Here is a 23921-nt window from a genome sequence, read left to right as displayed (position 1 = left end):
AGAGCATGAGGTACACCCGCTGAGTACGCATCAGGTCATCGAATGGACCGAAGCCGGGCGGGCCCGCGACGCCCGATGGCGCTCCGAGAACGGGGCGCCCCCGCCCCGCCGGGTGGCGACCGCCGACGACCGTATGACGGCCGACACCGCCTACCGCCTGGCCTGCGAGGGCACCGCGCTGCTGTGGTGCGGCGACTACCAGGGCGCCCGCCAACTGCTGAGCGCCATGGCCCGCCGCGCCGACCGCGGCCCGCGCCGCCCGCGCCGGCGGCGCGCCCCCGCGGCCTCCCCCGCCGAGGCCTTCCACCAGCACCGGCAGGCCCAGTCCCGGCGAGCCCGGGTGCTGGGCATGCTGCTCGTCCCGCTGGACGGCGACTACGGCGTGCCGCTGCGCCGCGCGCCCGACGTACGGCAGGCGTGCGCGGAGGCGTACGGACCGGCCGGAGGGCCCTCGGTGACCTCCCTGAGGGAGCTGCTGGGCCTGATCGGCGCGCATGAGTGGCGTACGAAGGGCGTCGCGGTGCCGGCCCTGGGCGGCGACCGGATCCATCCGCACTACGGTGTCTTCTCGCCGGTGCGCGGGGAGTACGTGGACCTGGTGGCCGAGGCGCCGCTGCCCGCCGACGCATCCCTGGCGTACGACATCGGCACGGGGACCGGCGTCCTGGCCGCCGTGCTCGCCCGCCGGGGTGTGGGACGCGTCGTGGCCACGGACCAGGACCCGCGCGCGCTGGCGTGCGCGGGCGAGAACATCGCACGGCTTGGTCTGGCCGGGCGGGTGGACGTTGTGAGAGAAGATCTCTTCCCGGGCGGCCGGGCACCGCTTGTCGTCTGCAATCCGCCCTGGGTGCCCGCCCGCCCCACCTCGCCGGTCGAGTACGCGGTGTACGACCCGGACGGCCGGATGCTGCACGGCTTCCTCGACGGCCTGGCCGGCCATCTCGCCCCGGGCGGCGAGGGCTGGCTGATCCTCTCCGACCTCGCCGAACACCTGGGGCTGCGCCCGCGCGACGAGCTACAGGCCGCGTTCGAAGCGGCGGGCCTGAAGGTCGTGGGCCGACTGGACACCCGTCCCGGCCACCGCCGCGCCACCGATCCGGACGATCCGCTGCACGAGGCCCGCGCGGCGGAGGTGACCTCGCTGTGGCGCCTCGCCGCCGGGTAGGTGGCACAGTGGAGACCTGATCCATTCGAAGAACCGGAGCCCGTATGCAGCTCGCCTTCTCGACCCTCGGCGTCCCCGGCCTGCCGATCAAGGACGTGGTGCGGCTCGCCGCCGACACCGGCTACCACGGCGTCGAGCTGCGGGCACACCCCGAGGAGCCGGTGCACCCGGGGATCGGGGCCGCCGAGCGGGCGCGGGCGGTGGCGGAGTTCAAGGCCGCCGGGGTGGCGGTGCTGACGGTCGCGGGGTATGTACGGTCCGCCGCGGCGGGGCCGGACGAACCGGCGCTGGAGGAGCTGCGGGAGCTGCTGCGGCTCGCCCATGACCTGGGCGCGGCCCATGTCCGGGTCTTCCCCGGCGGCGGTGACCTCGACGCCGCCGAGGCCGACGCGAACGCCGCCCGGCGGCTGACGGCCGCCGCGCCGTACGCCGCCGACCTGGGCGTACAACTGCTGCTCGAGACACATGACTCGCACCGAACCGGGGCCGATGTGGCCCGCGTCCTCGGCCGGGTCGGGCGGCCGGACGTGGGCGCTATCTGGGATGTGATGCACCCCTGGCTGGGCGGCGAGGATCCGTCCGCGACCCATGCGGCGCTCGCCCCGTACCTGGGCTATGTGCAGGTCAAGGACATCGCCTCGGCCGACGACACCACTCCGCTGCCGCTGGGCGCGGGTGTGCTGCCGCTGGCCGAGTGCGTGGAGCTGCTCAGCCGCGCGGGCTGGGACGGCTGGCTGTGCTGGGAGTACGAGAAGCGCTGGTACCCGCAAGCGGCGGAGCTTCCGGGGCTGCTTCCCGCGGCCCGGGACCATCTGCTGCGGCTGCTCGCCGAGGCGGCCTGAGCGACAGCGAGGTCAGGGCCACGCCGCCGACCAGCAGCGCGGCCGCCAGCCAGCGCAGCGGGCTGATGCCCTCGCCCAGTACGAGCGCGGCCGAGGACATGCCGAAGACCGGCACCAGCAGGGTGAAGGGCGCGACCACCGAGGCGTCATAGGTCCGCAGCAGGAAGTTCCAGGCGCCGAAGCCGGCGAGGGTCACGATCCAGGCGACGTAGACGATCACGCCCACCCCGGTCCAGTCGAGCGAGCGCAGCGCCTTCAGGTCGGGGTCCGCGCCCTCGAACATCAGCGAAAGCCCGAGCAGCGGCAGCACGGGCACCATGCTCACCCAGACCATGAAGCTGAGCGGTTCCGGCGGCGCGGCCTTGCGGGTCAGGACGTTCGACACCCCCCAGAACACGGCGGCGGCGATCACCAGCACAAAGGCGAGCAGCGGCCCGGACGTGCCCTCGTCGACGGCGGCCACCGCGATTCCGGCGAGCGCCACGGCCATGCCCGCCAGCCGGGTCCGGTTCGGCCGCTCGCCGAGCACCACGGCCGCGAACAGCGCCGTGAACACCGCCTGGACCTGCAGCACCAGCGAGGAGAGACCGGCGGGCATCCCCTCGTGCATCCCGATGAACAGCAGCCCGAACTTCGCCACGCCCAGCGCGAGACCGACGCCGAGGACCCACTTCCACGCGACCTTCGGCCGGCCCACCAGGAAGACGGCGGGCACCGCCGCGACGAGGAAGCGCAGCGCGCAGAACAGCAGCGGCGGGAAGTGGTCGAACCCGATGTCGATGACGACGAAGTTGACGCCCCATACGGCGGTGACGAGGACGGCCAAGAGAATGTGTGCTGGTCGCATGGGTCGAGGATCACCGCTGCCGACCTTGTAGCACCAGCGCGGATTCCTTCATGGTTGGATTCAGCATTGCTGAAAGCCCGCTGGAGAGAAGGGCTGCGGAGAGGGAGTGCGTCATGTTGGATCTGGCCCGGCTGCGGGCGCTGCACGCGGTCTCCGTACACGGCTCGGTCAGCGCGGCGGCCACCGCGCTCGGCTACACCCCGTCCGCCGTCTCCCAGCAGATCGCCAAGCTGGAGCGGGAGACCCGTACCACGTTGCTGGAGCGCCAGGGCCGCGGTATCGCGCTGACCGACGAGGCCCGGCACCTGGCCGCCACCGCCCAGCAGTTGCTGGCGATCGTGGAGCGGGCCGAGACCACCCTGGAGGAGCGGCGCGGGCTGCCCAGCGGGCGGCTGATGATCGGCGCCTTCGCCACGGCGGCGCGCGGGCTGCTGCCCTCGGTGCTGGCCGAACTCGCCGCGCGGCACGAGTCCCTGGACACCCGGCTCGTCGAGGTCGACCCGCATCTTTCCGTCGACCTGGCGGCGCAAGGGGTCGTCGACCTCGCGGTCGCGCACGACTGGGACATCGCGCCGCTGCCCGCCCCCGAGGGCCTGGAGCGGGCGGTCATCGGCGACGACCTGTGCGACGTCCTCGTACCGGCCGGGCATCCGCTGGCCGGGCGCGGTCCGCTGCGCCGTGAGGACCTGCCGGGGCAGCGGTGGATCTGCCAGCCGCCGGGGACGGTGTGCCACGACTGGCTGATCCGGACCCTGCGCGCCTCGGGCCACGAGCCGGACCTGGCGTATCAGGCGGCGGAGAACCACACCCAGATCGCCCTGGTCGCGGCGGGCCTCGGCATCGCCCTGATGCCCCGTCTGGGCCGCGGCCCGCTGCCCGACGGCGTGCTGGCCCTCCCCCTCGAACCGGTGCCGGTACGCCGTCTGTACGCCCTGTGGCGCACGGGCGCGGCCCGCCGCCCGGCGATCACGGAGACCGTACGGCTGCTGCGCGCCCACTGGCCGCAGCGCGCGGTCGCTCGACCAGGCGGCGTCGGCCCGGCCGGGCGTGGCGGCGCAGGGCGGTCCCGGCCCCGTGGGGCGGCGATTCCTGGCTGATCTGCGCACCACCCATCCGGTGCACCGGCGACGCACCCACTCGGCGCACCCCACGGCGTGCCCGCCCCGGAGCCGCGGCGACCGCTGCCACCATGGCCGTATGCGTCCCGCCCCGCACCCTCTGTGTCCGGCCACGGCTGCAGCCTCGCTCGGTTCGCCCGCGGAACCGGTCCGCGGCGCGGGCCGTCCAAGCCGTGTGCTGCTGGTGAGTCTCCGCAGAGCGGTATCGGCCGCGCTGCTGGCTGCGTCGCTGACCACCCTCTCCGCCGCCTGCGGCCAGCAGCACGCCGCCGTCAGTGCGCCCCCCAACCACCGCGCTGACGGCGGCACCCCGAGCTCCCCGCCCGGTACGCCGTACCGCCAGGGCCGCGTCGACTCCGGGCTCGCCTACTTCACGAGCGCGCCCGGCTCGGTCCGGCAGGTGCGGGCGGTGCTGCGCGGGCCGGACGAGCTGAAGGCCTTCGCCCGGCTGTTCCGGGGGCGGGAGCAGGAGATCATCGATCGGGCCGGGGCCACCGACTTCAGCCGCACCACCCTGGTCGGCTGGTCCGCGACCACGGGCTGCGCCCAGTGGCCGTCGGCGACCCTCCACCGCGCCGGTGACACCCTGAAGCCCATCCCGGGCCCGCATCCCGAGCCGCCGCCGGAGTGTTACGCGCCCTTCCATGTGATCGCCGTCTTCGAGGTGCCGAGGAACCGGCTGCCGGTGCAGCCGCGCTTCGCCGACTGACCGTCGCGCGTCACCCAGTCACTCCCGGACATCGTTCGGGCATCGCGCGATCGGTGTCATATGCCGATTGAACGAGACAGTACCGAGGCTGTTCCCCTTGGCGACTTCGTTCTACTCAGATTGACGCAGCCTCACTTCCCCCATATTTTCCGGATGTTCGTGCCATGCGGACCACAGCCACCCCCTCCTCGAACCGACGGAAGGAGTGCGGGTGCACGACCCGGCATTCCCCAAGGCGGCCTCCCGCCGCACCCTGCTGACCGCCGCCCTCGCGGCCGCGGCCGCCGCCTGTTCCCCACAGCGGACCTCCGCCACCCGGGAGTCCTCGCCGACCCACCGCGCCGCCGGCCAAGCCGGCGGTGGCGCCGAACGCCGGGACCGGGACCGGGACCGCAAGCGGGCCGAGGCGCTGCTGGGCCGGATGACGCTCGACGAGAAGATAGGCCAGCTCTTCGTGGTGCGGGTCTACGGCCATTCGGCCACCTCCCCCACCCCCGCCGACGCCGCGCAGAACCGCAGGGAGACCGGTGTCGCCACCGCCGCCGAGCTGATCGCGAAGTATCACGCCGGCGGCGTCATGTACGCGGGGTGGGCGCACAACATCCGCGACCCCCACCAGCTCGCCGCCCTCTCCAACGGCATCCAGAAGGCCGCGCTCGCGGGCCGCACCCCCGTCCCCGCGCTGCTGTCCATCGACCAGGAGCACGGCATCGTCGCCCGCATCGGCGCGCCCGCCACCCTCCTCCCGGGCGCGATGGCGCTCGGCGCCGGGGGCAGCGCCGCGGACGCCCGCTCCGCCGCCCGGATAGCCGGGGCCGAGCTCGCCGCGCTCGGCATCCGGCAGGACTACGCGCCCGTCGCGGACGTCAACGTCGACCCGGCCAACCCCGTCATCGGCGTACGCTCCTTCGGCGCCGATCCGAAGGCCGTGGCCCGGCTGGTCACGGCCCAGATCGAGGGCTATCAGAGCGCCGGGGTCGCGGCCACCGCCAAGCACTTCCCCGGGCACGGCGACACGTCCGTGGACAGCCATCTCGACCTCCCGCTCATCACCCACTCCCGCGCGCAGTGGGAGCGGCTGGACGCGCCGCCGTTCCGGGCCGCCATCGCGGCGGGCGTGGACGTGATCATGACGGCGCATCTGCGGTTCCCCGCCCTCGACCCCGACGACGGCCCCGCCACGCTCTCCAAGCCCATCCTCACCGGTCTGCTGCGCGGCGAACTCGGCTTCGGCGGCGTGGTGGTGACGGACTCGCTCGGCATGGCCGGGGTGCGGAAGAAGTACGGCGACGACCGGGTGCCCGTGCTGGCCCTGAAGGCGGGCGCGGACCAGCTGCTGAACCCGCCGGATCTGCCGGCCGCCTGGGCGGGCGTCCACCGGGCCGTACGGGGCGGCGAGCTCAGCGAGGCCCGTATCGAGGAATCCGTGCTGCGCATCCTGGAACTCAAGGCGCGCCGTGGCCTGTTGGACCATCCGTACACCGGCGACGGCCAGGTCGCCCGTACGGTCGGCAGCCGTGGGCACCGCGCCGCCGCCGACCGGATCGCCGAGCGCACCACCACGCTGCTCGTCAACGACGGCCACCTGCTGCCGCTGTCCCCCCGCCGCCACCGCAGGCTGCTGGTCGTGGGCCCGGACCCGGCCGCGCCCTCCGGCACGGGCGGCCCGCCGACGGCGGTCCTCGCCCGCGCCCTGACCGCCCTCGGCTTCACCGCCGAGGCCCTGTCCATTTCCATTGGGTCCAATGGCTCCGACGCCGGGCTCGACCCGACGACGGAGCGGATCAAGGCCGCGGTCGCGGCGGCGCGGGGACGGGACGCGGTGATCGTGGCGACGTACAACGTCGGCAAGGACTCCCGGCAGCGCGCCCTCGTCTCGGGGCTCGCCGCCACGGGCGTTCCGCTGGTCCATGTGGCGCTCCGGAACCCCTATGACATCGCGTACATCGCGCGGCCGACCGGCGCCCGGGGCAAGGCCCCCGCGGCCTCCCTGGCCACCTACTCCTGGACGGATGTCGAACTGCGCGCCGCCGCCCGGGTCATCGCGGGCCGGACCGACCCGCGCGGCAGGCTGCCCGTCCCGGTGCGGCGCGCGGACGCCCCGCACCGGGTGCTGTACCCGGTGGGCCACGGGCTGTCGTACTGAGCCCGGTCGGGCGGATGGGTGAAGGTCAGGACAGCAGAGGGTCAGGACAGCAGCAAGGGCATGTCCCAGCCGGACGGGGTGGCTCCCGCCGCGTAGGAGTCGAGGGCCAGGGCGACGCCCGCAGCGCCGTCCAGGTAGCCCGAGATGTCGGAGCCGTAGGGCACCGCTGTCATGGTGAAGCGGAGCCCGAACGGCAGGTCCGGGTCGAAGGACTGGGTCAACTCGGTGGCCAGCTGGTCCCGGAGGACGTCGATCCGCGGGTCGTCGAGGTGTTCGTTGAGCCGGCCGAGTTGGTGCAGGGCGCCTGCCCAGCCGTGGCACAGGGCGTGATCGTGGATGCCCCAGTCGTGCATGGGCACGGTCAGCAGCCGCTCCACCGACGCTTGCGACAGGGCCGCCCAGTCCTGTCGGTCCAGTGCCAGTCCGGCCAGTTGGAGGGCGCGCGAGACACCGGGGGCGCCGTAGCACCACGACGGCCATCCGGCGGGCTCGCCGTACTCCTCCGGGCCGGCCAGCCACTGGGCGAGGCTGAGATGAGGGGGCCAGAAGGGGCCGTGCCCGTCTTTGACCGCCCACCGCGTCAGGAGGTCCGCAGTGGACTCGATGGCCTCCCGCTGACCCGGGCGCCTGACACCCTGCTGCCAGGCGAGCGACATCAGCGCGAGAGGGCCCGCGACGCCGTGTGAGATACCGAGGTTGAGGTGGCCGCCGGGAAACGCGGCCTCGGAACCGATACGTGGCGCGTCCAGAGCCCACCACCGGGGCACCCGGTGCCCACGGTGCCCGACGGTCCCGCGCGACAGGCAGATCAGGTAGTCGAGGACGCTGTCGAGCGCCTGGCCGCAGCTCTCGACGCGGGCGAGAAGGTAGCGGCCGACTCCGGTCAGACCGCGGACCACCTCGTAGTGGCCGATGGTGGGAAGTGGGGCGTCGTCCTCGCCCGCGGGCAGTACGGTGCCCACCAGATCGCGCTGATACGCGTCGAGACGCTGGAGCGCGGAGACATAGCCGCCGGTGCTGCGATGGGCGAGCAGCACCGCGAAGGCCAGTGCTCCCGGCCCCTTGAAGATGCCGCTCGGGGCGACGGTCCCGGAGGCCACGGCCCGGGTCGCCACTCCCAGGTAGGCATGCGCCCGGGGCACCTGTTCGGCCGCGCGGTGGCTCACTCCGCTGAACGCGATGGACAGGCCGGGGCTTCCGCTGCCGAGGGTCAACTCGGCCCAGACGCTCTCGGGGACGCCGTCGTCCGCCGCCTCGGCGGGGATGCGGGTGGCGGCCATGGTGGCGGGCGGGTCGGCCAGCCGGTCGAGGATCTGGGCGGAGACGGCCAGCGCACGGTCACGTACGGCGGCGCGGTCAGGTACGGGTCGCATGAGCCCTCCTGCCGATCTGGGCGCGGGCCACGCCGCGCAGTACGGCGTAGCCACGGGCCTCCGCCGCCCGGCCGATGCCGAACAGGCGGTTGTGCCGCATATGGAGGAGGGAGAGCACCGCCTCGTCACGGTCGGCGGGCGAAGCGGCCAGGATCAGACGGCCGTAGTCGCGCGGCTCCGGTGTCCCGGTCCACAGTCGCGCGAGCTCCGGGGACGACAGTTCCTGGGCGGCCAGCCGGGCGGTCTCGCCGGTCTCGCCGGGGCGGATCAGTCGGTGGGCCGACGACCGATGCCGTTGGTAGGCGTCGTGTTCCGGTCCTTTGGTGAACATACGGTCCACCCAGGCGCACCAGTCCCAGTCCCCCAGGGAGTCCAGCAGGACGGCGTGCCCCAGGGCGGCCAGCACATCGTCGGGCACGGCCGACGCTCCCGCCCCGCGCGCACGCAGCTGCAGCAGCGCGGAGAGGCTGTCGGTCCGGAACAGCCGCTCGGCCGCCTCCTGGGAGGAGTCGCCGCCATAACGGTCGGTCTCGGGCCGGTACACGTCCAGGGCCATGGTGCGCAGCGCGCCGGAACCGATCGCGGCGCGGATGTGGCGGCTGAGAACGGGCAGGACACGACCGTTCAACACGTCCGGATCTCCGTGGAACCGCAGCCGCAGATGCGGCTCGGGGTCCCGGTAGCGCAGGAAGAACCACCGGTCGACGTCCTTCTCGACGTCCGAGAGCCACTGCGGCAGGTGGCCGGTCAACAGCGCGTCGTGGGCGGCCGGTTCGGCGTACAGCTTGACGAACAGCCAGTCCTCGCCGGGCAGGTGGACCCGGGTCGGGGCACGCCGGATCGGCGTCGGGGCGGACGGTGCGGAGGAGCGGCGGGGCTCATGGGCGCGCGCCAAAGGCACCACGATCTCGGTGCTGTGTCCCGCGTTCCAGCCCAGGTGCGCACCGTCGGCGGTGATGTCCTCGTACAGGACGAAGCGGGGCCGCTCCGCGGTCAGTTCGGAGCGCAGCAGGTCCTGGTCCCAGGGGTCGCGCAGGTCGATCGGGTACATCTGGTCGTTCTTGGCGATCTGCACACGGTCGGGCACCACAAGGCGCCGCCGCCACTCGCGCAGCCCCTCCTGCCACGCGGTTCCGCCCTGCACGCGGGCGGCGTCGCGCAGCCGTCGGCCCGGCAGCCAGCGGCGGGGGGCCGCCAGGACCCGGCCGTAGCGCACCCGGGGCAGGTAGGGAAGGACGTCCAGGCCGGCCCAGTCCCAGCCGGACCATACGCGGGGACGGGCCGCGGCCAGATCCGACAGGAAGCGGGCCACCGGGGGCGCCTGGGCGTCGAGCGCCAGCATGTGCGGGAACACCGGTTCGACCGGGCGGCCGGTGGGTTCGTGCAGCACTCTCAGCCCGTCCGCGCCGGCCGCCACCAGCAAGGTGCGCCAGTCCAGGCAGTGGGGGTCACCGCGGTCGTCGGCGACGCCGATGGGGATGCGGTACGGGAGCAGGCGCGGCACCTGGACGATGTTGAGCGAACGAGGGTCGGTGGGCGCCACGTCCACCTGCGCCCGCAGGCTGTCGGAGCCGGCGGAGTACGAGACGAGGTGGGCCAGTTCGTCGGTGAGGCCGGTGGTGGCGGCGAACCGGCCCGCGGTGGCGCCGGCCGTCCAGGAGCCGATGTGCGGGCTGCCGAGGAGCTGGAAGTCTCCCCGGTCCAGGGCGTCCAGGCTGTCCGCGAGAATCTGGAAGCACAGTTCAAGGGTGCGCGGCGGCCTGGTGTCGGGGTCGTGTCCCACGGCAGTGGCCAGACGTGCCACGTCGTCGTCGGTGAGCTCGATGTCGGTTCCGGCGAGGACGGCCTGCTGGACGAGGTCCGCGATCACACCACGGCGCGGGCCGTCGGCCTCCTCACCCGGTCCGGTGCGCGGATGGACGGGCGGCTCCGCGTACTCGGGCGGCAGACCGAGACCGCGGTGCGGGTCGACGAGATCCGCGAGGGGCACGGCCGACGCGGTTCCGTACCGCTCGATGAAGCGGTCCCGGTAGTCCCGCATGTACTCGAGCGTCGTCCACTCAGGCGTCATCGCCCAGATCGCGGCGGCGTAGCGGCGCACCTCCTCACCGACCGGGTGCGGGACGACGAAGTCGGCGGGCATCCGCAGATCGACGTGGACCGGTGGCCGCTGGTGCCCGTCGCCGCTCTCCCCGGATGCGTCGAGGCGGCGGACCCGGTCGAGAAGCGTCTGCCAGGAGGCGAGTCCCGCACCGGGAGGGTCCTGTTCATGAACGGCGGCGGCCGAGCGGACCGAGCGCAGTCCCGCGGCCGCGTCGGGAAGGGTGTCCTGGAGCGCGGCCTCGATCCGGTCGAGGAGTTCGTCGTCGATACGGTGCGGGGTCAGCGAGGTGAGCAGGAGGCCGTGCTGGACGAGACCGCCGAGTTGGGCGTCCAGTCGCTCCAGGCCGAGTGTGGGGAAGCGGCGGGACAGCTCGTCGGACAGCACGGCGTAGGGGACGGGGGTGGCGGTGAGTTCGCGCACCGCGGCGACCAGCGCGTTGTCGCGGACCGAGGTCTGCCGTTCGCCGGTGCGCAGCGTCAGCCGGCCGTCCCGGAGGACACACAGGTCGTTGAGGACGACATCCACCCGGCGGCGCACCCGGGGGTCGGCCAGCCAGGCCAGCACGCGGCGGTGCAGCCAGGCGCCGTCAAGACGGACCGACACCTCGCCAAGGCCGGCGGGCCCCGCCTTGGCAGCGGGGCCGAAGCGGGCCCTGCCCACTCCCGCGAAGAGCCCGAAGGGGGTGGGGCGTCCACCGGACCGCCGTGCGTACCGGGTGAGGGTCCGGGCGGCGCTCAGGGTGCGCTTGCGGCCGTAAGCCGCCGCCTCCTCGTCGTCGCCGAGGCGTCGGAGGCTGAGGGCCAGACTGCCGCTTGCGACGTGGACGGCCTGCTGGAGCAGGGGGTCGGCGGCCAGGCTGCGGATGCCGGGCACGGGGTCATCGGCGTCGATCACGGACTCGGCGCGGGCTGCTATGTGGCGGGGTCGGCTCGCGATCCGCACCAGCACCGGTTCACGTACCTCGAAGATGTCTGACTCCGGTCGCACGTTGCTGTTTCCTCGCCTCACCTGGGATACAGAACAGCTGGGATACAGAACAGCGGGGCAGGCACCGCCTGCCCCGCTCGATCGTCCGGCCCCTGCTAGCAACAAACGGGGCAGCGGGTACCGATCGCGTAGCTGCTCGGCGAGGTGAACGTACCCTGCCCGAACTGCTCCGTCCCCTCCGGAAGGTCGGAGACGCGCAGGTCGAGGTCGAGGTCGTCGTTCTGAAGAACAATCTCAGTACGCATGCTTCTCCCTGTATGTCAAGGTGCACCGACTGGAACTCGCCGAAGCACTGGTTCTCCTCGGCAGGCACTACTTTCACCCTGGAATCACCAGTCAGGGAGCCGATTTTCAGCCATGATCTGCGGGGCTGACGCGGCTGCCACTAAGGCCGCAGGGCCGGTTCGCGCTCCACGTCCCGGCGGTCGAGCCGCGCGTCGTACGGGGCGAGCGGCTTCGCCGCGGGCTCGACGCCCGCCCAGCGCTGCACCGCGGCCGTGGCCTTGGCCTTCTCGTCGGCCGCGAGCTGTCCGATGTTCGAGCCGTGGTTGCCGCCCGCGACGGTGTAGACGTAGGAGTCCCGGGAGCCCTTGCCGAGCTGGAACCGCTCCGCGCCCCACGGGTCGTTCTGCCCGTACACGAACAGCATCCGCCGCGCGCCGTGCCGCACCCAGCTGTCGATGTCCCGCATCGCGGATGGCCGGAACCGCATGGGGATCTCCCTGGGAACGTAGCTGCGCGGGGTGTAGATGCCCGGGTAGCGCAGCAACCCGTCCAGGTGCGGGGTGTCGAAGGTGGGCGAGCCGAGTTCCGTGCCCGCCTGGTAGTAGTACGGCGTGTAGGTCTCCAGGCCCTGGTCGGTGTAGGCGGCGAAGCCGGAGATGTCGTCGATGAAGGCGTACAGCTCGTCGGTCGAGGCGGTCGGCGCGGGCACGTCGGCGCACTCGCTCACCAGGTGGTACTGCCAGAAGGCCCACACCAGGTCGAGGACGACGTTCTCGTACGCCTTGTCCGCGCTGCCGACGACGGTGAAGGTCTGGCCCTCGCCGTCCGCCCACTTCTGGTAGCGGGCGACGATCTCGTCGCGCCGGACCAGGGCCTCGCGCTGCACCGCGTTCAGCTTGGTGCGGCACTCGGGCGTGCCGACGGAGGCGAAGAAGCGGTCGTAGGCCGAATCCTCCTTGTTCACCACGTCGTTGGGCGCGACGTAGGCGACGGTGGCGTCCATGTCGCCCGGGTAGAAGCGGCGGTAGTACGTCGCCGTCATACCGCCCTTGCTGCCGCCCGTGGCCAGCCACCGCTTGCCGTACACCGGCTTCAGCGCCCGGTAGAGGCGGTGCTGGTCGCTGGCCGCCTGCCAGATGTCGAGCTTGGACCAGTCGGCGGGCTGGGGCCGGGACGGGGTGAAGAAGCGGTACTCCAACGACACCTGGTTGCCGTCGACGATCTGGGTCGGCTCGCTGCGCCGCGGGCTGGTGTTGACGTTGTAGCCGGAGGTGAAGAACACCGTGGGCCGGTCGGTGGACTTGTGCAGCAGGGTGAACCGCTGCTTGAAGGTGCCCTTGGACGGGTGCCGGTGGTCGATCGGCTGGGTGTAGGTCAGCACGAGGAAGCGATAGCCGTCATAGGGCTTCTCCTCGACGAAGCTCATCCCCGGTATCGCGAGTATTCGGTCCTTGATGTCCGGCTCCGCGGTGGCCGGTTTCGCGGTGGTCGGTGCCGTGGTGGTCGGTGCCGCGGTCGCGCTGCCGACGCCCGCGCCGACCGCCCCGACGAGCATCACGAGCGCCAGCAGCCATCTGAGTGCCTTGGCCATTCGCCCTCCCCTTCGGTTCGTACAGATTCAGTTCGCGCGGAATCAGTTCGTGCAATTCCGTTCGCGCAGATCGCCGAGAACCTATCGGGGCACAGGTGAGGCCACCAGACCGGCCAACTGGGGCTCGAATACGGAGAGTTATGGGCTCCGCCCTCTTTCGTAGCGGGCTGTGATGGCTCATCCTGCCTACATGGACCGAGACGAACGGCACGACCGGAGCGAACGGGCCGAGCGGCTGACGCAGTATCTGACCGAATTGCAGGAACGAATCGATCCGCGCTCGCTGGAGTTGCTGATGCGGCTGCTGCGCGAGCTGAGCACCTCACCGGCCGTCCGCGGGGGGACGTACGAACTCGGCATGGGACCCGAGGAAAAGGAGCTGTTCACCCCCGCTCTGCAGGCGGAACTGCTGGTGCTGTTCGGCCTGCTCACCTCCCAGGACGAACGGGTGGTCGTGGACCTCGGCGACAGCCCGCACGCCAAGGGCATGAAGGTCCTGGTCCCCCAGGACCGGGCGGACGACCCCGACTTCCTGCAGCGCCACAAAAAGCGGGTCGCCGCCGACGCGGAGCAGCGGGAACGGGACAGGCGCGAGGTGGAGGGGATAGCCAGGGCAAGCGGCATGGAACCGTGATGTAACGATGGGTAACATCAGTTGAGTGCCGAGAGTCACCACGGGGGTCACGGGCGCAGGCACAAGGCCCGGCCGGACCGGTGCGCAGCACGGCACACCCTCCCGGCCGGACGACGCATCCGGCGCCCGCCCGCCGTCAGCCGACGGCCGTCGGCGCCGTCTCCCCCGTGTAGGCGTGCCCTGTGAAGGCGCGCCACAGCTCGGCGTACCGCCCCTCGCGGGCCACCAACTCCTCATGCGTACCGTCCTCGACGACCCGCCCGTGGTCCAGGACCACCACCCGGTCCGCACGGGCCGCGGTCGTCAGCCGGTGCGCCACGACCAGTGTGGTGCGCCTGCCCGCCAGGCGGTCCGTGGCCTGGTTCACCAGGGCCTCGGTGGCCAGGTCGAGCGCGGCCGTGGCCTCGTCGAGCAGCAGGATGTCCGGGCCGACCAGTTCGGCGCGGGCCAGCGCGATGAGCTGCCGCTGCCCGGCGGACAGATTGCGTCCGCGTTCGGTGACCTCGTGCAGATAGCCGCCGTCGAGGGAGGCCACCATGGCGTGGGCGCCGACCGCCCGGGCCGCCGCCTCCACCTCGGCGTCGCTCGCGTCCGGGCGCCCGTACGCGATGGCGTCGCGCACCGTCCCGGGGAACAGATACGGCTCCTGCGGCACCACGCCCAGGCGGTTGCGGTACGCGGTGAGGTCGAGCTCGCGCACATCCGTGCCGTCCACCCGCACGGCCCCCGAGGAGGGGTCGTAGAACCGTGCGACCAGCTTGACGAGCGTGGACTTGCCCGCGCCCGTCTCGCCGACGAAGGCGACGGTCTGCCCGGCGGGGATCGTCAGGTCGACGCCCGCCAGCGCCTCCACAGCGTCCTCACTGTTCTCACCGGCTTTCCCGTACCCGAAGCGCACCCCGTCGAAGGCCACCTCCCCGCGCAGCGACCGCACCTCGCGCGGCGCCTTCGCGAGCGGGGTCTTCGTCGGCTCGCGCAGCAGCTCCTGGATGCGGCGCAGCGAGACGGTCGCCTGCTGATAGCCGTCGAAGACCTGGGAGAGCTGCTGGACGGGGGCGAAGAACAGGTCGATGTAGAGGAGGTAGGCGACCAGCGCGCCCGCCGTCAGCGTGTTCTCGCCGACCCGCCCGGCGCCGACGATCAGCACCAGCGCGGCCGCGACGGAGGACAGCAGCTGGACGAAGGGGAAGTACACCGAGATCAGCCACTGGCCGCGCACCCGCGCCTGGCGGTACGAGTCGCTGCGCCCCGCGAACCGCTCCCGGCCCGCCCGCTCACGCCGGAATGCCTGCACGATACGCAGCCCGGCCACGCTCTCCTGCAGATCGGCGTTGACCACGCTGACCCGCTCGCGCGCCAGCTCGTACGCCTTGACGCTCTGCCGCCGGAAGAAGAACGTCCCGATGATCAGCAGCGGGAGCGAGGCGAAGACCACCAGCGCCAGCTGGACGTCGATGATCAGCAGCGCGACCAGGATGCCGAAGAAGGTCAGCACGCTGACGACGGCGGTGACCAGACCGGTCTGCAGGAAGGTCGACAGCGCGTCCACGTCCGTGGTCATCCGGGTCATGATCTTGCCGGTCAGTTCGCGCTCGTAGTAGTCGAGCCCGAGCCGCTGCAGCTGAGCGAAGATCTTCACGCGCAGCGCGTACAGCACGCGCTCACCGGTCCGCCCGGTCATCCGCGTCTCGCCGATCTGCGCCGCCCACTGCGCGAGGACGATCACGAGCGCCAGCGCGGAGGCGGCCCACACCGCGCCCAGCGCCATCCGCTGGACGCCCTGGTCGATGCCGTGCCGGATGAGCACCGGCAGCAGCAGCCCGGCCAGCGCGTCGACCGTCACCAGCGCCAGGCTGACCGCGAGCGGCGCCCCGAACCCGCGCAGCAGCTGCCGCAGCCCGTACGTCCGCTCGGGGCGCGCGGCCCGCTTCTCGTCCACGTCGGGGGTGTCGGTGGCGGGCGGCAGGGCGGCGACCTTGGCCAGCAGATCGGGAGTGGCGGGCATCCCGGCGAGCGCCCCGGCCATGCCGGGGCCGGGGGCGGCGGGGGCTCCGCCCCCGACCCGGTCGCGGTCCGCGCCGTTGCCATCTGTCGGCTCGCGCCGCACCCACAGCTCGGGGGTCACGCCGTCGACGACGCGCGGGGGCTTCGCGTCGTGCGGCGGCTTCGCTTCGTGCGGCCGGGCCTCGCCGTCGGGCGTGTCCCCGTCCGGGGCCTGGGCGACAGCGGGCGCCGGATGCGATCCCCCCGGCTCGGCCGCGGAGCTGTGCTCCGCGCCGGGCCGGCCGTCCCTCCGCGCCAGGCTGCTGCTGATGACCGCGCGGGCCACAGCGCGGTCCGCTCCGGCGGCCCGGCTGTCGGCCTCGGCCGCTCGGTCGCCGTCGCGGAGCGATGCGTCGGGCGCGCCGTCCAGCCCCGGCACGGCGAGCCCGGAGGCTGAAGCCTCCCCGCCGAAGGCCCCGGCGAGCGCGCCCGCGCCGACGAGGCCGGCCGCGGGGCCACCCACCACGTCCTCCGCATCCACCGCGGAGCGGCCCGCGCCGTCGCCACCCGCCACACTGCCCGCCGGATCGCGGGTGATGCCGCTCAGCTCGTCCGGGTCGGTCAGCAGCCGCCGGTACAGGGCGCTGCGCTCGCTCAGCTCCTCGTGGGTGCCGACGTCCGCGAGCCGGCCGCGGTCGAGTACGGCGATGCGGTCGGCGAGGGCGAGGGTGGACAGGCGGTGGGCGATGAGCAGGGTCGTACGCCCCGCCATGACACTGCGCAGCGCCTCATGGATCTCGTGCTCGACGCGCGCGTCCACCGCCGAGGTGGCGTCGTCCAGGACGAGCAGCCGCGGGTCGGTGAGGATGGCGCGGGCCAGGGCGACACGCTGGCGCTGGCCGCCGGAGAGGGTCAGGCCCTGCTCGCCGACCTCGGTGTCGTAGCCGTCGGGGAGCGCGGAGATGAAGCCGTCGGCCTGGGCGGCGCGGGCCGCGGCGCGGATCTGCTCGTCGGTGGCGTCCGGCGCCCCGTACGCGATGTTGGCGCGCACCGTGTCGGAGAACAGGAAGCTGTCCTCCGGCACCAGCCCGATCGCGGCGCGCAGCGAGTCGTACGTCAGCTCGCGCACATCGTGGCCGCCGATCCGCACCGCGCCCGCCGACACGTCGTAGAAGCGGGGCAGCAGCAGCGAGAGCGTCGACTTGCCGCTGCCGGAGGCGCCGACGACCGCGAGCGTCTCGCCAGGCTCGATCCGCAGGGACAGATCGTCGAGGACGGGGCGGTCGGGGTCGTAGCCGAAGGTGACATGGTCGAACTCGACGGTCGCGGGCGCGTCGGCCGGCAGTTCCCGGGCGTCGGCGCGCTCCTCGATGGCGGGCTCGGTGTCGATCAGCTCGAAGACCCGCTCCACACCGGCCCGCGCCTGCTGCCCGACCGTGAGCACCATCGTGAGCATCCGGACCGGCCCGACCAGCTGCGCGAGGTAGGTGGAGAAGGCGACGAAGGTGCCGAGCGTGACCTGGCCGCGGGTGGCCATCCAGCCGCCCAGCGCCAGCATGGCGACCTGGCCGAGGGCGGGTACGGCCTGGAGGGCGGGGGTGTAGCGGGAGTTCAGACGCACGGTCCGCAGCCGGGCGGCGAACAGCCGGCGGCTGACCTCGCGCAGCTTCCCGGTCTCCTGCTCCTCCTGCCCGAACCCCTTGACCACCCGCACCCCGGTGACCGCCCCGTCCACGACCCCGGCGACGGCCGCCGCCTCCCCCTGGGCGTACCAGGTGGCGGGGAACAGGCGGGTGCGACTGCGCGAGGCGATGATCCACAGGGCGGGGGCGAGGGCGAGCGCGATGACGGTGAGCAGCGGCGAGAGCGTCGCCATCACGATCAGCGAGATCACAAAGAGCAGAACGTTGCCGATCATCATCGGCACCATGAACAGCAGCCCCTGGATGAGCTGGAGATCGCTGGTGGCGCGGCCGACGACCTGCCCGGTGCTCAGCTCGTCCTGCCGCTTGCCGTCGAACCGGGAGATCGCCGCGAACATCTCGGTGCGCAGATCGTGCTGTACGTCCAGCGCGAGCCGGCCGCCGTAGTAGCGCCTGATGAAGGTGAGGCCGTAGACGACGACCGCCCCGACGACCAGCAGGGTGGCCCACGGGGCGAGCGAGCGGTCGTGCTTGACGATCACATCGTCGATGATCAGCTTCGTGACGAGCGGCACCAGCGCCGTCACGGCCATCCCACCGAGCGAGGCGCCGAGGGCCAGCAGCACGTCACGGCGGTACCGCCAGCAGTAGCGGATCAGCCGCCGCGCCCAGCCGTCCTGCCGTGTCTCGGCCTGACGCCCATCGCCCTGACGTATACCTGCCTCGTCCGCCATCGCGTCCGCCACCCGTGACCTCCCGGTCTGCCTTTGCTACCGGAAGGCACCAACGCTCTGGTGTGCGGATTTCATCCTGCCGCAACAAAACGGGGCCAGGGGCTCGGCCCCTGGACCCCGCCGTGACCTGTGGATTCCGCCCTTCAGGAGCCGCTGCTCGGCAGCCGGACCGTCAGCGCGTAGAGGCGGGTGACCTGATTCACGTTCGCGTTGTCGTCGCTGACGAGCAGAAGGGTCAGCTCGTCAGCGGAGGGGTGGCCGATGATGGTCATGCCCTCGATGTTGTCGAGCAGCTTGTTGTGCTGGGGCTGCTTGGCGGGCGCGCCGAGGTCGGGGCACTTGACGAGATCGGCGAGCAGGGTCTTCTTCACGAGGTGGGCCGACCCGGGCAGGTTCTCGACGTCGGTGGCGTCGCTCGCCTGGTTCAGGTCGGCGAGGTAGAGGCGGACGGTGTTGCCGCTCGGAGAATGGCCGCGTTCGAGGACGAGGAGACGGCCGTCGGGGGTCGCGGCGATCTCGGAGATGCCGAGGTCCTTGTTCGCGTTGTCGGGATTCTTGTCGACCGCGTAGCCGTACTGCTTGCTGATCTTGAAGTCCTTCGCGGCCTGACCCTGCTCCCGATGCCAGCTCTGCAGCCGCACCAGCGTATGCCCCGCGGTGTCCTTGCCGTCCCCTTCCAGCGGCCCCTCCATGGAGGCGATGAGGGTGTGGCCCCCGGTCTTGAGGGTCAGCCCTTCGAGGGTCAGGTTCCTGTCGGGGGCCCGCCCGGCCGGCTTGACCAGCAGCCTCTTGGGCATGTCCAGCTTGACGGGATTCTTGCCGGACTCGTCGTAGAGCCGGATGGACGGCTCGATCTCGGAGGTGACCAGGCGGGTCTTGTCGCTGTCGATCACCAGGGCCTCGGAGTCGAGCGAGGGATATCCCTGCTCGTCCCTGAGATCGGTCACCGCGCCCGGCTTCAGTTCGGGCTCCATGTCCAGGCGGAACAGCACGGACCGGTCGGAGAGCGCGGCGATGGAGCCGTCGGTGTCGACGGCGAGGCCGGAGAGATTTCCGACGTACCTCTTCCGGAAGAGAGTCGCGTCGAGGTCGTCGGAGAAGGCATCGACATCCACGTTGTCCGAGCACTTGTGGTCGTCGTTCCGGTCACGGGCGGTGGCGCTACCACCACCCGCGACGCCCAGGGAGCTGCACAGCGCGAGGGCGGCGGTGGCGGTGGCGAGTGCGATACGGAGATGGCGGCGCATGGGCGTTCCTCTTCGGTGGAAAGCGGCCTGAACCGCGCGGCTGAGTTTGCCGACGCGGCTCGGGACGCTAATTCGCCCACCTGGAGCCCGAGTTGAGCGCCGTACTAGGCCGCCGCCCCCTCCTCCTCGGATGTGAGAGTGACCTCCGCGCACTGCTGGGCCAGCTTGTCCATGGGCAATCCGAGGGCGCCGGCCAGGGCGGCGACGGTGAAGAAGGCGGGGGTCGGGGCCCGGCCGGTCTCGATCTTGCGGAGGGTTTCGGCGGAGATCCCGGCCTCGGCGGCGACCTCGGCCATGCTGCGTTCGCCGCGGGCCTGGCGGAGGAGGAGGCCGAGGTACCGGCCGCGTTCGCGTTCCAGTGGGGTGAGAGGGGTGCGCACCATGACCGTGATACTAATACCGGTATAAGAATTGTGTCGAGGCACCTGTCGCATCCCCAGGAGGCCACCATGGTGGAGATCAAGACCGACGCGTCGCTGGACGCCATGCGCGAGGCGGGGCGCGTCGTCGCCGCCGCGCTCGCCGCCACGCAGGAGGCCGCCGCGGTCGGCGTGTCGCTGCGCGAGCTGGACGAGGTGGCGCGCGCGGTGCTCGCGGAGGCGGGGGCCGAGTCGCCCTTCCTCGGCTACCGGCCGCACTTCGCGCCCACCCCTTTCCCGGCCGTGATCTGCGCCTCCGTGAACGACGCGATCGTCCACGGCATCCCCAACGGCTACCGGCTGCGCGACGGGGACCTGGTCAGCATCGACTGCGGCGCGATCGTCGACGGCTGGGCCGGCGACGCCGCCGTCAGCTTCATCGTCGGCACCCCGCGCCCCGCCGACCAGCGCCTCGTCGAGGCCACCCAGCAGGCCCTGGCTGCGGGCATCGAGGCGGCCGTGGTCGGGGCCCGCATGGGGGACATCGCACACGCCATCGGCACGGTCGGGCGCGCCGCGGGGTACGGCATCCCCGAGGACTTCGGCGGCCACGGCATCGGCCGCCGGATGCACGAGGACCCGCCGGTGCCCAACGAGGGCCGCCCCGGCCGCGGCTACCCGCTCCGGCACGGGCTGGTGCTGGCCATCGAGCCGATGTTCATGGCCGGCGGCCTCGACGCGTACACGACCGACGCCGACGGCTGGACGCTGCGCACCCCGGACGGCAGCCGCGCGGCGCACAGCGAGCACACGGTGGCCATCACGGAGGACGGCCCGCGCGTGCTGACGGCGCTGTGACCCGCACCGTTCCGTCGGTTACGATCCCCGCGTGGACACCTACTGGCACGCCGTAACACCGCCGCCGTGCGCCTGATCGGGCGCACGCGCTGAAAGCTTGATCCCACTGCCGCTCCCGGCCGCCGCCACGCGCTGATCGCGCGGGCCGCCTCCCGGGGCCGCTGTCGTGCGCCCGTTCTCGAATCCAGCCCACTTGATGGTTTCGACAACGGAGTTCACGACTGTGGCTCAGCACACCCCTGCTTCATCCGGCGTGTCCCCTTCATCCGCGGCTTCCCCCGCGCCTTCACCCGCGTCACGCCCAGCGCCGCTCCCTACGTCCCCGGGCACCCGCCCCAACCGCCTCATCGACGGCCCGCTGCCCATCCTCGCGGCGGCGGTGCTCTGGGGCACCACCGGAACCGCCGCCTCCATGGCCCCCGCGGGCACCTCCGCGCTCGCCATCGGCGCCGCGAGCCTGGCCCTGGGCGGGCTGCTGCTGTTCCTCAGCACCCGTGGCCGGTGGACGCTCTTCACCGCGTCCACCGGCGCGGAGCGGCGGCTCCTCGCCCTCGGCGCGCTCGCCGTGGCCGGAAATCCGCTCAGCTTCTACCCGGCCGTGGCACGTACGGGCGTGGCCGTGGCCGCCGTGATCGCGCTGGGCAGCGCGCCCGTCTTCACCGGCCTGCTGGCCTGGGCCACGGGCCAGGCCAGGCCGACCAAGCGCTGGGCCGTCGCCACCCTGGCCGCGGTGGCCGGCTGCGCCGTCCTGACCCTCGGCCCCCAGCTCACCGGGGACCCGGCACACATGGACGCCACCGGAATCGGCCTCGCCACCCTCGCGGGGCTTTCGTACGCCACGTACTCGGTCATCGGCGGGCGCCTCATCGACCGGGGACACCCGTCCGCCGCGGTCATGGGCGCGATGTTCGGCGCTGCGGGGCTGCTGGCGCTGCCCGTCCTGCTCGCCACCGGTACGGCGTGGCTCGCCACCGTCCGCGGCGCCGCGGTGGTACTCCACCTCGGCGTGTTCCCCGTCTTCCTCGCCTACCGCCTCTTCGGCCACGGCCTGCGCCACACCCCGGCGTCGGTGGCCACCACCCTCAGCCTGGCCGAGTCCGCGGTGGCGGCGGTGCTGGGCGTCACGGTCGTGGGCGAGCGGCTGCCGATGGTGTCCTGGTGCGGGCTGGTGATCCTGGCCCTCGGCCTGGCGCTGCTGGCCGCACCGAGGCGGGCAGGTCGCCGCGGCCCCGGCTGACCCAACTGCCCCAACTGCCCCGGCCGGCCCGGTCCGGTGTTGCGGTGGGGGGCTACCCCCACCGCAACGTGGTGGCCAGCCGGATGGGCGGTGGCCTGCGCGTGCGGCGATCGTGTGTCCATCGGGAATCGGCCCGGAAGACCACGTGAACGATCAGGCAGGGGAGACAGTGACTCGTCCCAAGAAACACACCCTCGCACGCCGTACGCTGCTCACCGCCGGCGCGACCGCGGCCGCCGCCGGAATCGGGTGGGGAGCCGCGGGGACGGCCGTCGCCGGTGGGCGGGGGCGGCCGGTGGCGCAAGAGGCGGTGGACGCCGAGGTGGCGCGTCTGGAGCCCGGGTTGATCGAGCTGCGGCGCGATATCCACCAACACCCGGAAGCGCCGGGCCAGGAGGAGCGGACCGCCGGCGTGGTGGCCCGAGAGCTGCGGGCCGCCGGGCTGGCCGTCGCCACCGGGGTGGGCGGCCACGGCGTCGTCGGCGTGCTGCGGGGCGCACGGCCCGGCCGCACCGTCGCGTACCGGGCGGACATGGACGCGGTGCCGCCCGGGGACATCGTCGGGGGCGGCCCGGCGGCGGCCCACCTCTGCGGCCACGACATCCACACCACGGTGGCCCTCGGCGCAGCGCAGGTCCTGGCCCGGCTGCGCCAACACCTCTCCGGAACGGTGGTGTTCCTCTTCCAACCCGCCGAGGAGGCCCTGGCCGGGGCCCGCGCGATGATCGACGCGGGTGTGCTGGAGAGCGCCCGCGTCGAGGAGATCCACGCGCTGCACTGCGGTCCGTTCCCGGTGGGCCGGTTCGCCGTGACCCCGGGCTACGGCCTGCCGGGCCAGGACCGCGCGGAGGTGACCCTCTCCGGTCCTGACGCCCCCGACGCCGCACGGCGCCTGGCCGCCGAGATCGGCGCGCTCGCCACGGTGACACCGCCGCAGACCCCCGCGGACCTGGAGCGGATGGTCGCCGACCTCCAGACGCCCGACGGACCGCTGGCCCGGTTCGTGGCCGTCCGTGCCAGAGCGCAGGAGGCCAAGGTGAGCGTGTCCTACCGCTGCTGGCCGGAGGAACGGTACGCGGAGGTCCGCGCGGACATCCGCCGGCTGGCCGGATCGTACGGGGCGGCGGCCGGGGTGAGCTTCCCCGCCGAGCCGTTCCCCGCCATGGTCTGCCCCGAACCGGACGCCCGCGCCCTCGCCCGCCACCTGAGCCGCACCCTCGGCGGGGACGCGGTCACCGAGCTCCACGCCGCCATCCCCTTCAGCGGCGAGGACTTCGCCCTCTACCTGGACCGCGTCCCGGGCACCTTCACCTTCCTCGGCGTCCGCGCCCCCGGCGCGCCCATCACCGCCTGCTACCCGCACTACCCCGACTTCGCCCCGGACGAGCGCGCGATCGGCATCGGCGTACGGGCGATGGCGGGCTGGGTCGCACACCGGACTCAGGGACCCGTCAACCGGTAGCAGGGTGGGCAACTCGGTCGACGGCCTCGTGTGGTGGCGGTGGCGTGTGATCGCGCCGCGGGAGCAGGAGCGGGGTCGCCAGCATGAGCAGCCCGGCGATCGCGATCGCCGGGCGAGGGCCGGTGATGGCGGCCAGCAGACCCCATACGGCGGTCAGGGCCGCGGTGGTAGCGCTGCCGCTGACCGACCAGGCGGTCAGGGTACGGGCGACCCGGCCGGGGTCGGTGTGGTCGAGCCGGTAGGTGGACAGCACCGGGTTGAACACGCCGCAGCAGGTCACCAGGCCGAGCTGGACGGCGATGATGAGCACGATCCCGGGGACACCGGGTTGGACGAACACCAACCCGATGGACCAGCACGCACGCAGCACCCCGGCGGTGAGCAACACCCTGTGCTGCCCGAACCGCGCCACGAGCCGGGGTGCCAGCCGTGAGCCGACGAGGCCGCCGACACAAGGGGCCGCGAACGCGAGACCGTACTGCCAGGGCGCGAACCCGAGGCGGTCAAGCAGGAGTACGGCGAGCAGCGGCTGCGTCGCCATGATCAGGCCGTTGACCAGGATCGTGTTGAAGAACAGCGGGCGCAGCACCCGATGGCCCAGGATGTGGCGCCAGCCTTCGAGCAGATCGCCGGCGCGCGGCCGCGGCGCTCCGGCCC

General features: G+C 72.9%; 17 protein-coding genes and 1 pseudogene. 9 read left to right on the top strand and 9 right to left on the bottom strand.

The annotated features are described in order from the left end of the window. Positions 1 to 19 precede the first annotated feature (19 nt). Entirely contained in the window at positions 20 to 1165 is a 1146-nt protein-coding gene (locus ACWDSL_RS21175) for a methyltransferase (RefSeq protein WP_450487601.1), read from the top strand. Between the two features lie 44 nt (positions 1166 to 1209). Further along, positions 1210 to 1884 (top strand): annotated as a pseudogene (locus ACWDSL_RS21170) (sugar phosphate isomerase/epimerase family protein); the annotation flags it as partial. Here the strand turns inward: ACWDSL_RS21170 and ACWDSL_RS21165 are convergent. Continuing rightward, the gene (locus ACWDSL_RS21165) at positions 1874 to 2854 is read right to left on the bottom strand and encodes an EamA family transporter (protein ID WP_450487545.1); all 981 of its coding nucleotides are present in this window, start codon (positions 2852 to 2854) and stop codon (positions 1874 to 1876) included. The pseudogene ACWDSL_RS21170 and the gene ACWDSL_RS21165 sit on opposite strands and share 11 nt — an antisense overlap. 113 nt (positions 2855 to 2967) lie before the next feature. On the opposite strand from ACWDSL_RS21165, the gene ACWDSL_RS21160 reads away from it, so the two are divergent. The 3 genes from ACWDSL_RS21160 to ACWDSL_RS21150 all read left to right on the top strand — a co-directional run bounded on the left by ACWDSL_RS21160 (position 2968) and on the right by ACWDSL_RS21150 (position 6827). Continuing rightward, positions 2968 to 3951 (top strand): LysR family transcriptional regulator, encoded by a 984-nt coding sequence (locus ACWDSL_RS21160; protein WP_450487543.1) that lies wholly within the window; start codon positions 2968 to 2970, stop codon positions 3949 to 3951. 205 nt (positions 3952 to 4156) lie between these two features. Further along, positions 4157 to 4681, top strand: coding sequence for a hypothetical protein (locus ACWDSL_RS21155; protein ID WP_450487541.1), 525 nt, complete (start codon positions 4157 to 4159; stop codon positions 4679 to 4681). 211 nt (positions 4682 to 4892) lie between these two features. After that, positions 4893 to 6827 carry a glycoside hydrolase family 3 protein gene (locus ACWDSL_RS21150; protein ID WP_450487539.1) on the top strand — a complete coding sequence of 645 codons (1935 nt, stop codon included), beginning with the start codon at positions 4893 to 4895 and terminating at the stop codon, positions 6825 to 6827. 41 nt (positions 6828 to 6868) lie between these two features. On the opposite strand, the gene ACWDSL_RS21145 is transcribed toward ACWDSL_RS21150, so the two are convergent. The 4 genes from ACWDSL_RS21145 to ACWDSL_RS21130 form a co-directional block, all read right to left on the bottom strand. Then, positions 6869 to 8200: a lanthionine synthetase C family protein gene (locus ACWDSL_RS21145; protein WP_450487537.1), complete on the bottom strand. Its 1332-nt coding sequence runs from the start codon at positions 8198 to 8200 to the stop codon at positions 6869 to 6871. Further along, positions 8184 to 11291 carry a lantibiotic dehydratase gene (locus ACWDSL_RS21140; RefSeq protein ID WP_450487535.1) on the bottom strand — a complete coding sequence of 1036 codons (3108 nt, stop codon included), beginning with the start codon at positions 11289 to 11291 and terminating at the stop codon, positions 8184 to 8186. Before ACWDSL_RS21140 ends, ACWDSL_RS21145 begins: the two co-directional genes overlap by 17 nt. 95 nt (positions 11292 to 11386) lie before the next feature. After that, positions 11387 to 11536, bottom strand: a complete 150-nt coding sequence (gene lanA / locus ACWDSL_RS21135) for an SCO0268 family class II lanthipeptide (protein WP_450487533.1) — start codon at positions 11534 to 11536, stop codon at positions 11387 to 11389. A gap of 140 nt (positions 11537 to 11676) precedes the next feature. After that, complete coding sequence (locus ACWDSL_RS21130) at positions 11677 to 13107, bottom strand: S28 family serine protease (protein WP_450487531.1); 1431 nt, start codon at positions 13105 to 13107, stop codon at positions 11677 to 11679. 190 nt (positions 13108 to 13297) lie between these two features. On the opposite strand from ACWDSL_RS21130, the gene ACWDSL_RS21125 reads away from it, so the two are divergent. Beyond that, positions 13298 to 13741, top strand: coding sequence for a hypothetical protein (locus tag ACWDSL_RS21125; RefSeq protein WP_089507053.1), 444 nt, complete (start codon positions 13298 to 13300; stop codon positions 13739 to 13741). A 136-nt stretch (positions 13742 to 13877) separates the two neighbouring features. Here the strand turns inward: ACWDSL_RS21125 and ACWDSL_RS21120 are convergent, their stop codons facing one another. From ACWDSL_RS21120 to ACWDSL_RS21110, 3 genes are all read right to left on the bottom strand, one after another. Beyond that, positions 13878 to 18101, bottom strand: a complete 4224-nt coding sequence (locus tag ACWDSL_RS21120; RefSeq protein WP_450487599.1) for an ABC transporter ATP-binding protein — start codon at positions 18099 to 18101, stop codon at positions 13878 to 13880. Positions 18102 to 18244: 143 nt separating this feature from the next. Next, positions 18245 to 19348 carry an esterase-like activity of phytase family protein gene (locus ACWDSL_RS21115; RefSeq protein WP_450487528.1) on the bottom strand — a complete coding sequence of 368 codons (1104 nt, stop codon included), beginning with the start codon at positions 19346 to 19348 and terminating at the stop codon, positions 18245 to 18247. 104 nt (positions 19349 to 19452) lie between these two features. Beyond that, positions 19453 to 19731, bottom strand: coding sequence for a helix-turn-helix domain-containing protein (locus ACWDSL_RS21110; RefSeq protein WP_450487526.1), 279 nt, complete (start codon positions 19729 to 19731; stop codon positions 19453 to 19455). 66 nt (positions 19732 to 19797) lie between these two features. Here ACWDSL_RS21110 and map point away from each other — a divergent pair, with 66 nt between their 5' ends. From map to ACWDSL_RS21095, 3 genes are all read left to right on the top strand, one after another. Beyond that, positions 19798 to 20565, top strand: coding sequence for a type I methionyl aminopeptidase (gene map, locus ACWDSL_RS21105; protein ID WP_450487524.1), 768 nt, complete (start codon positions 19798 to 19800; stop codon positions 20563 to 20565). 196 nt (positions 20566 to 20761) lie between these two features. Next, on the top strand, positions 20762 to 21802 hold the full coding sequence (locus ACWDSL_RS21100; RefSeq protein ID WP_450487522.1) for a DMT family transporter: 1041 nt from the start codon (positions 20762 to 20764) through the stop codon (positions 21800 to 21802). 169 nt (positions 21803 to 21971) lie between these two features. Further along, positions 21972 to 23264: a M20 metallopeptidase family protein gene (locus tag ACWDSL_RS21095; protein WP_450487520.1), complete on the top strand. Its 1293-nt coding sequence runs from the start codon at positions 21972 to 21974 to the stop codon at positions 23262 to 23264. On the opposite strand, the gene ACWDSL_RS21090 is transcribed toward ACWDSL_RS21095, so the two are convergent. Further along, a partial coding sequence (locus ACWDSL_RS21090) for an MFS transporter (RefSeq protein ID WP_450487518.1) occupies positions 23254 to 23921 on the bottom strand: 668 nt, incomplete at its 5' end. The two genes, ACWDSL_RS21095 and ACWDSL_RS21090, sit on opposite strands and share 11 nt — an antisense overlap.

The sequence above is a fragment of the Streptomyces sp. NPDC000941 genome, from assembly GCF_053599555.1.
This window is presented reverse-complemented; position numbering and strand designations above follow the sequence as displayed.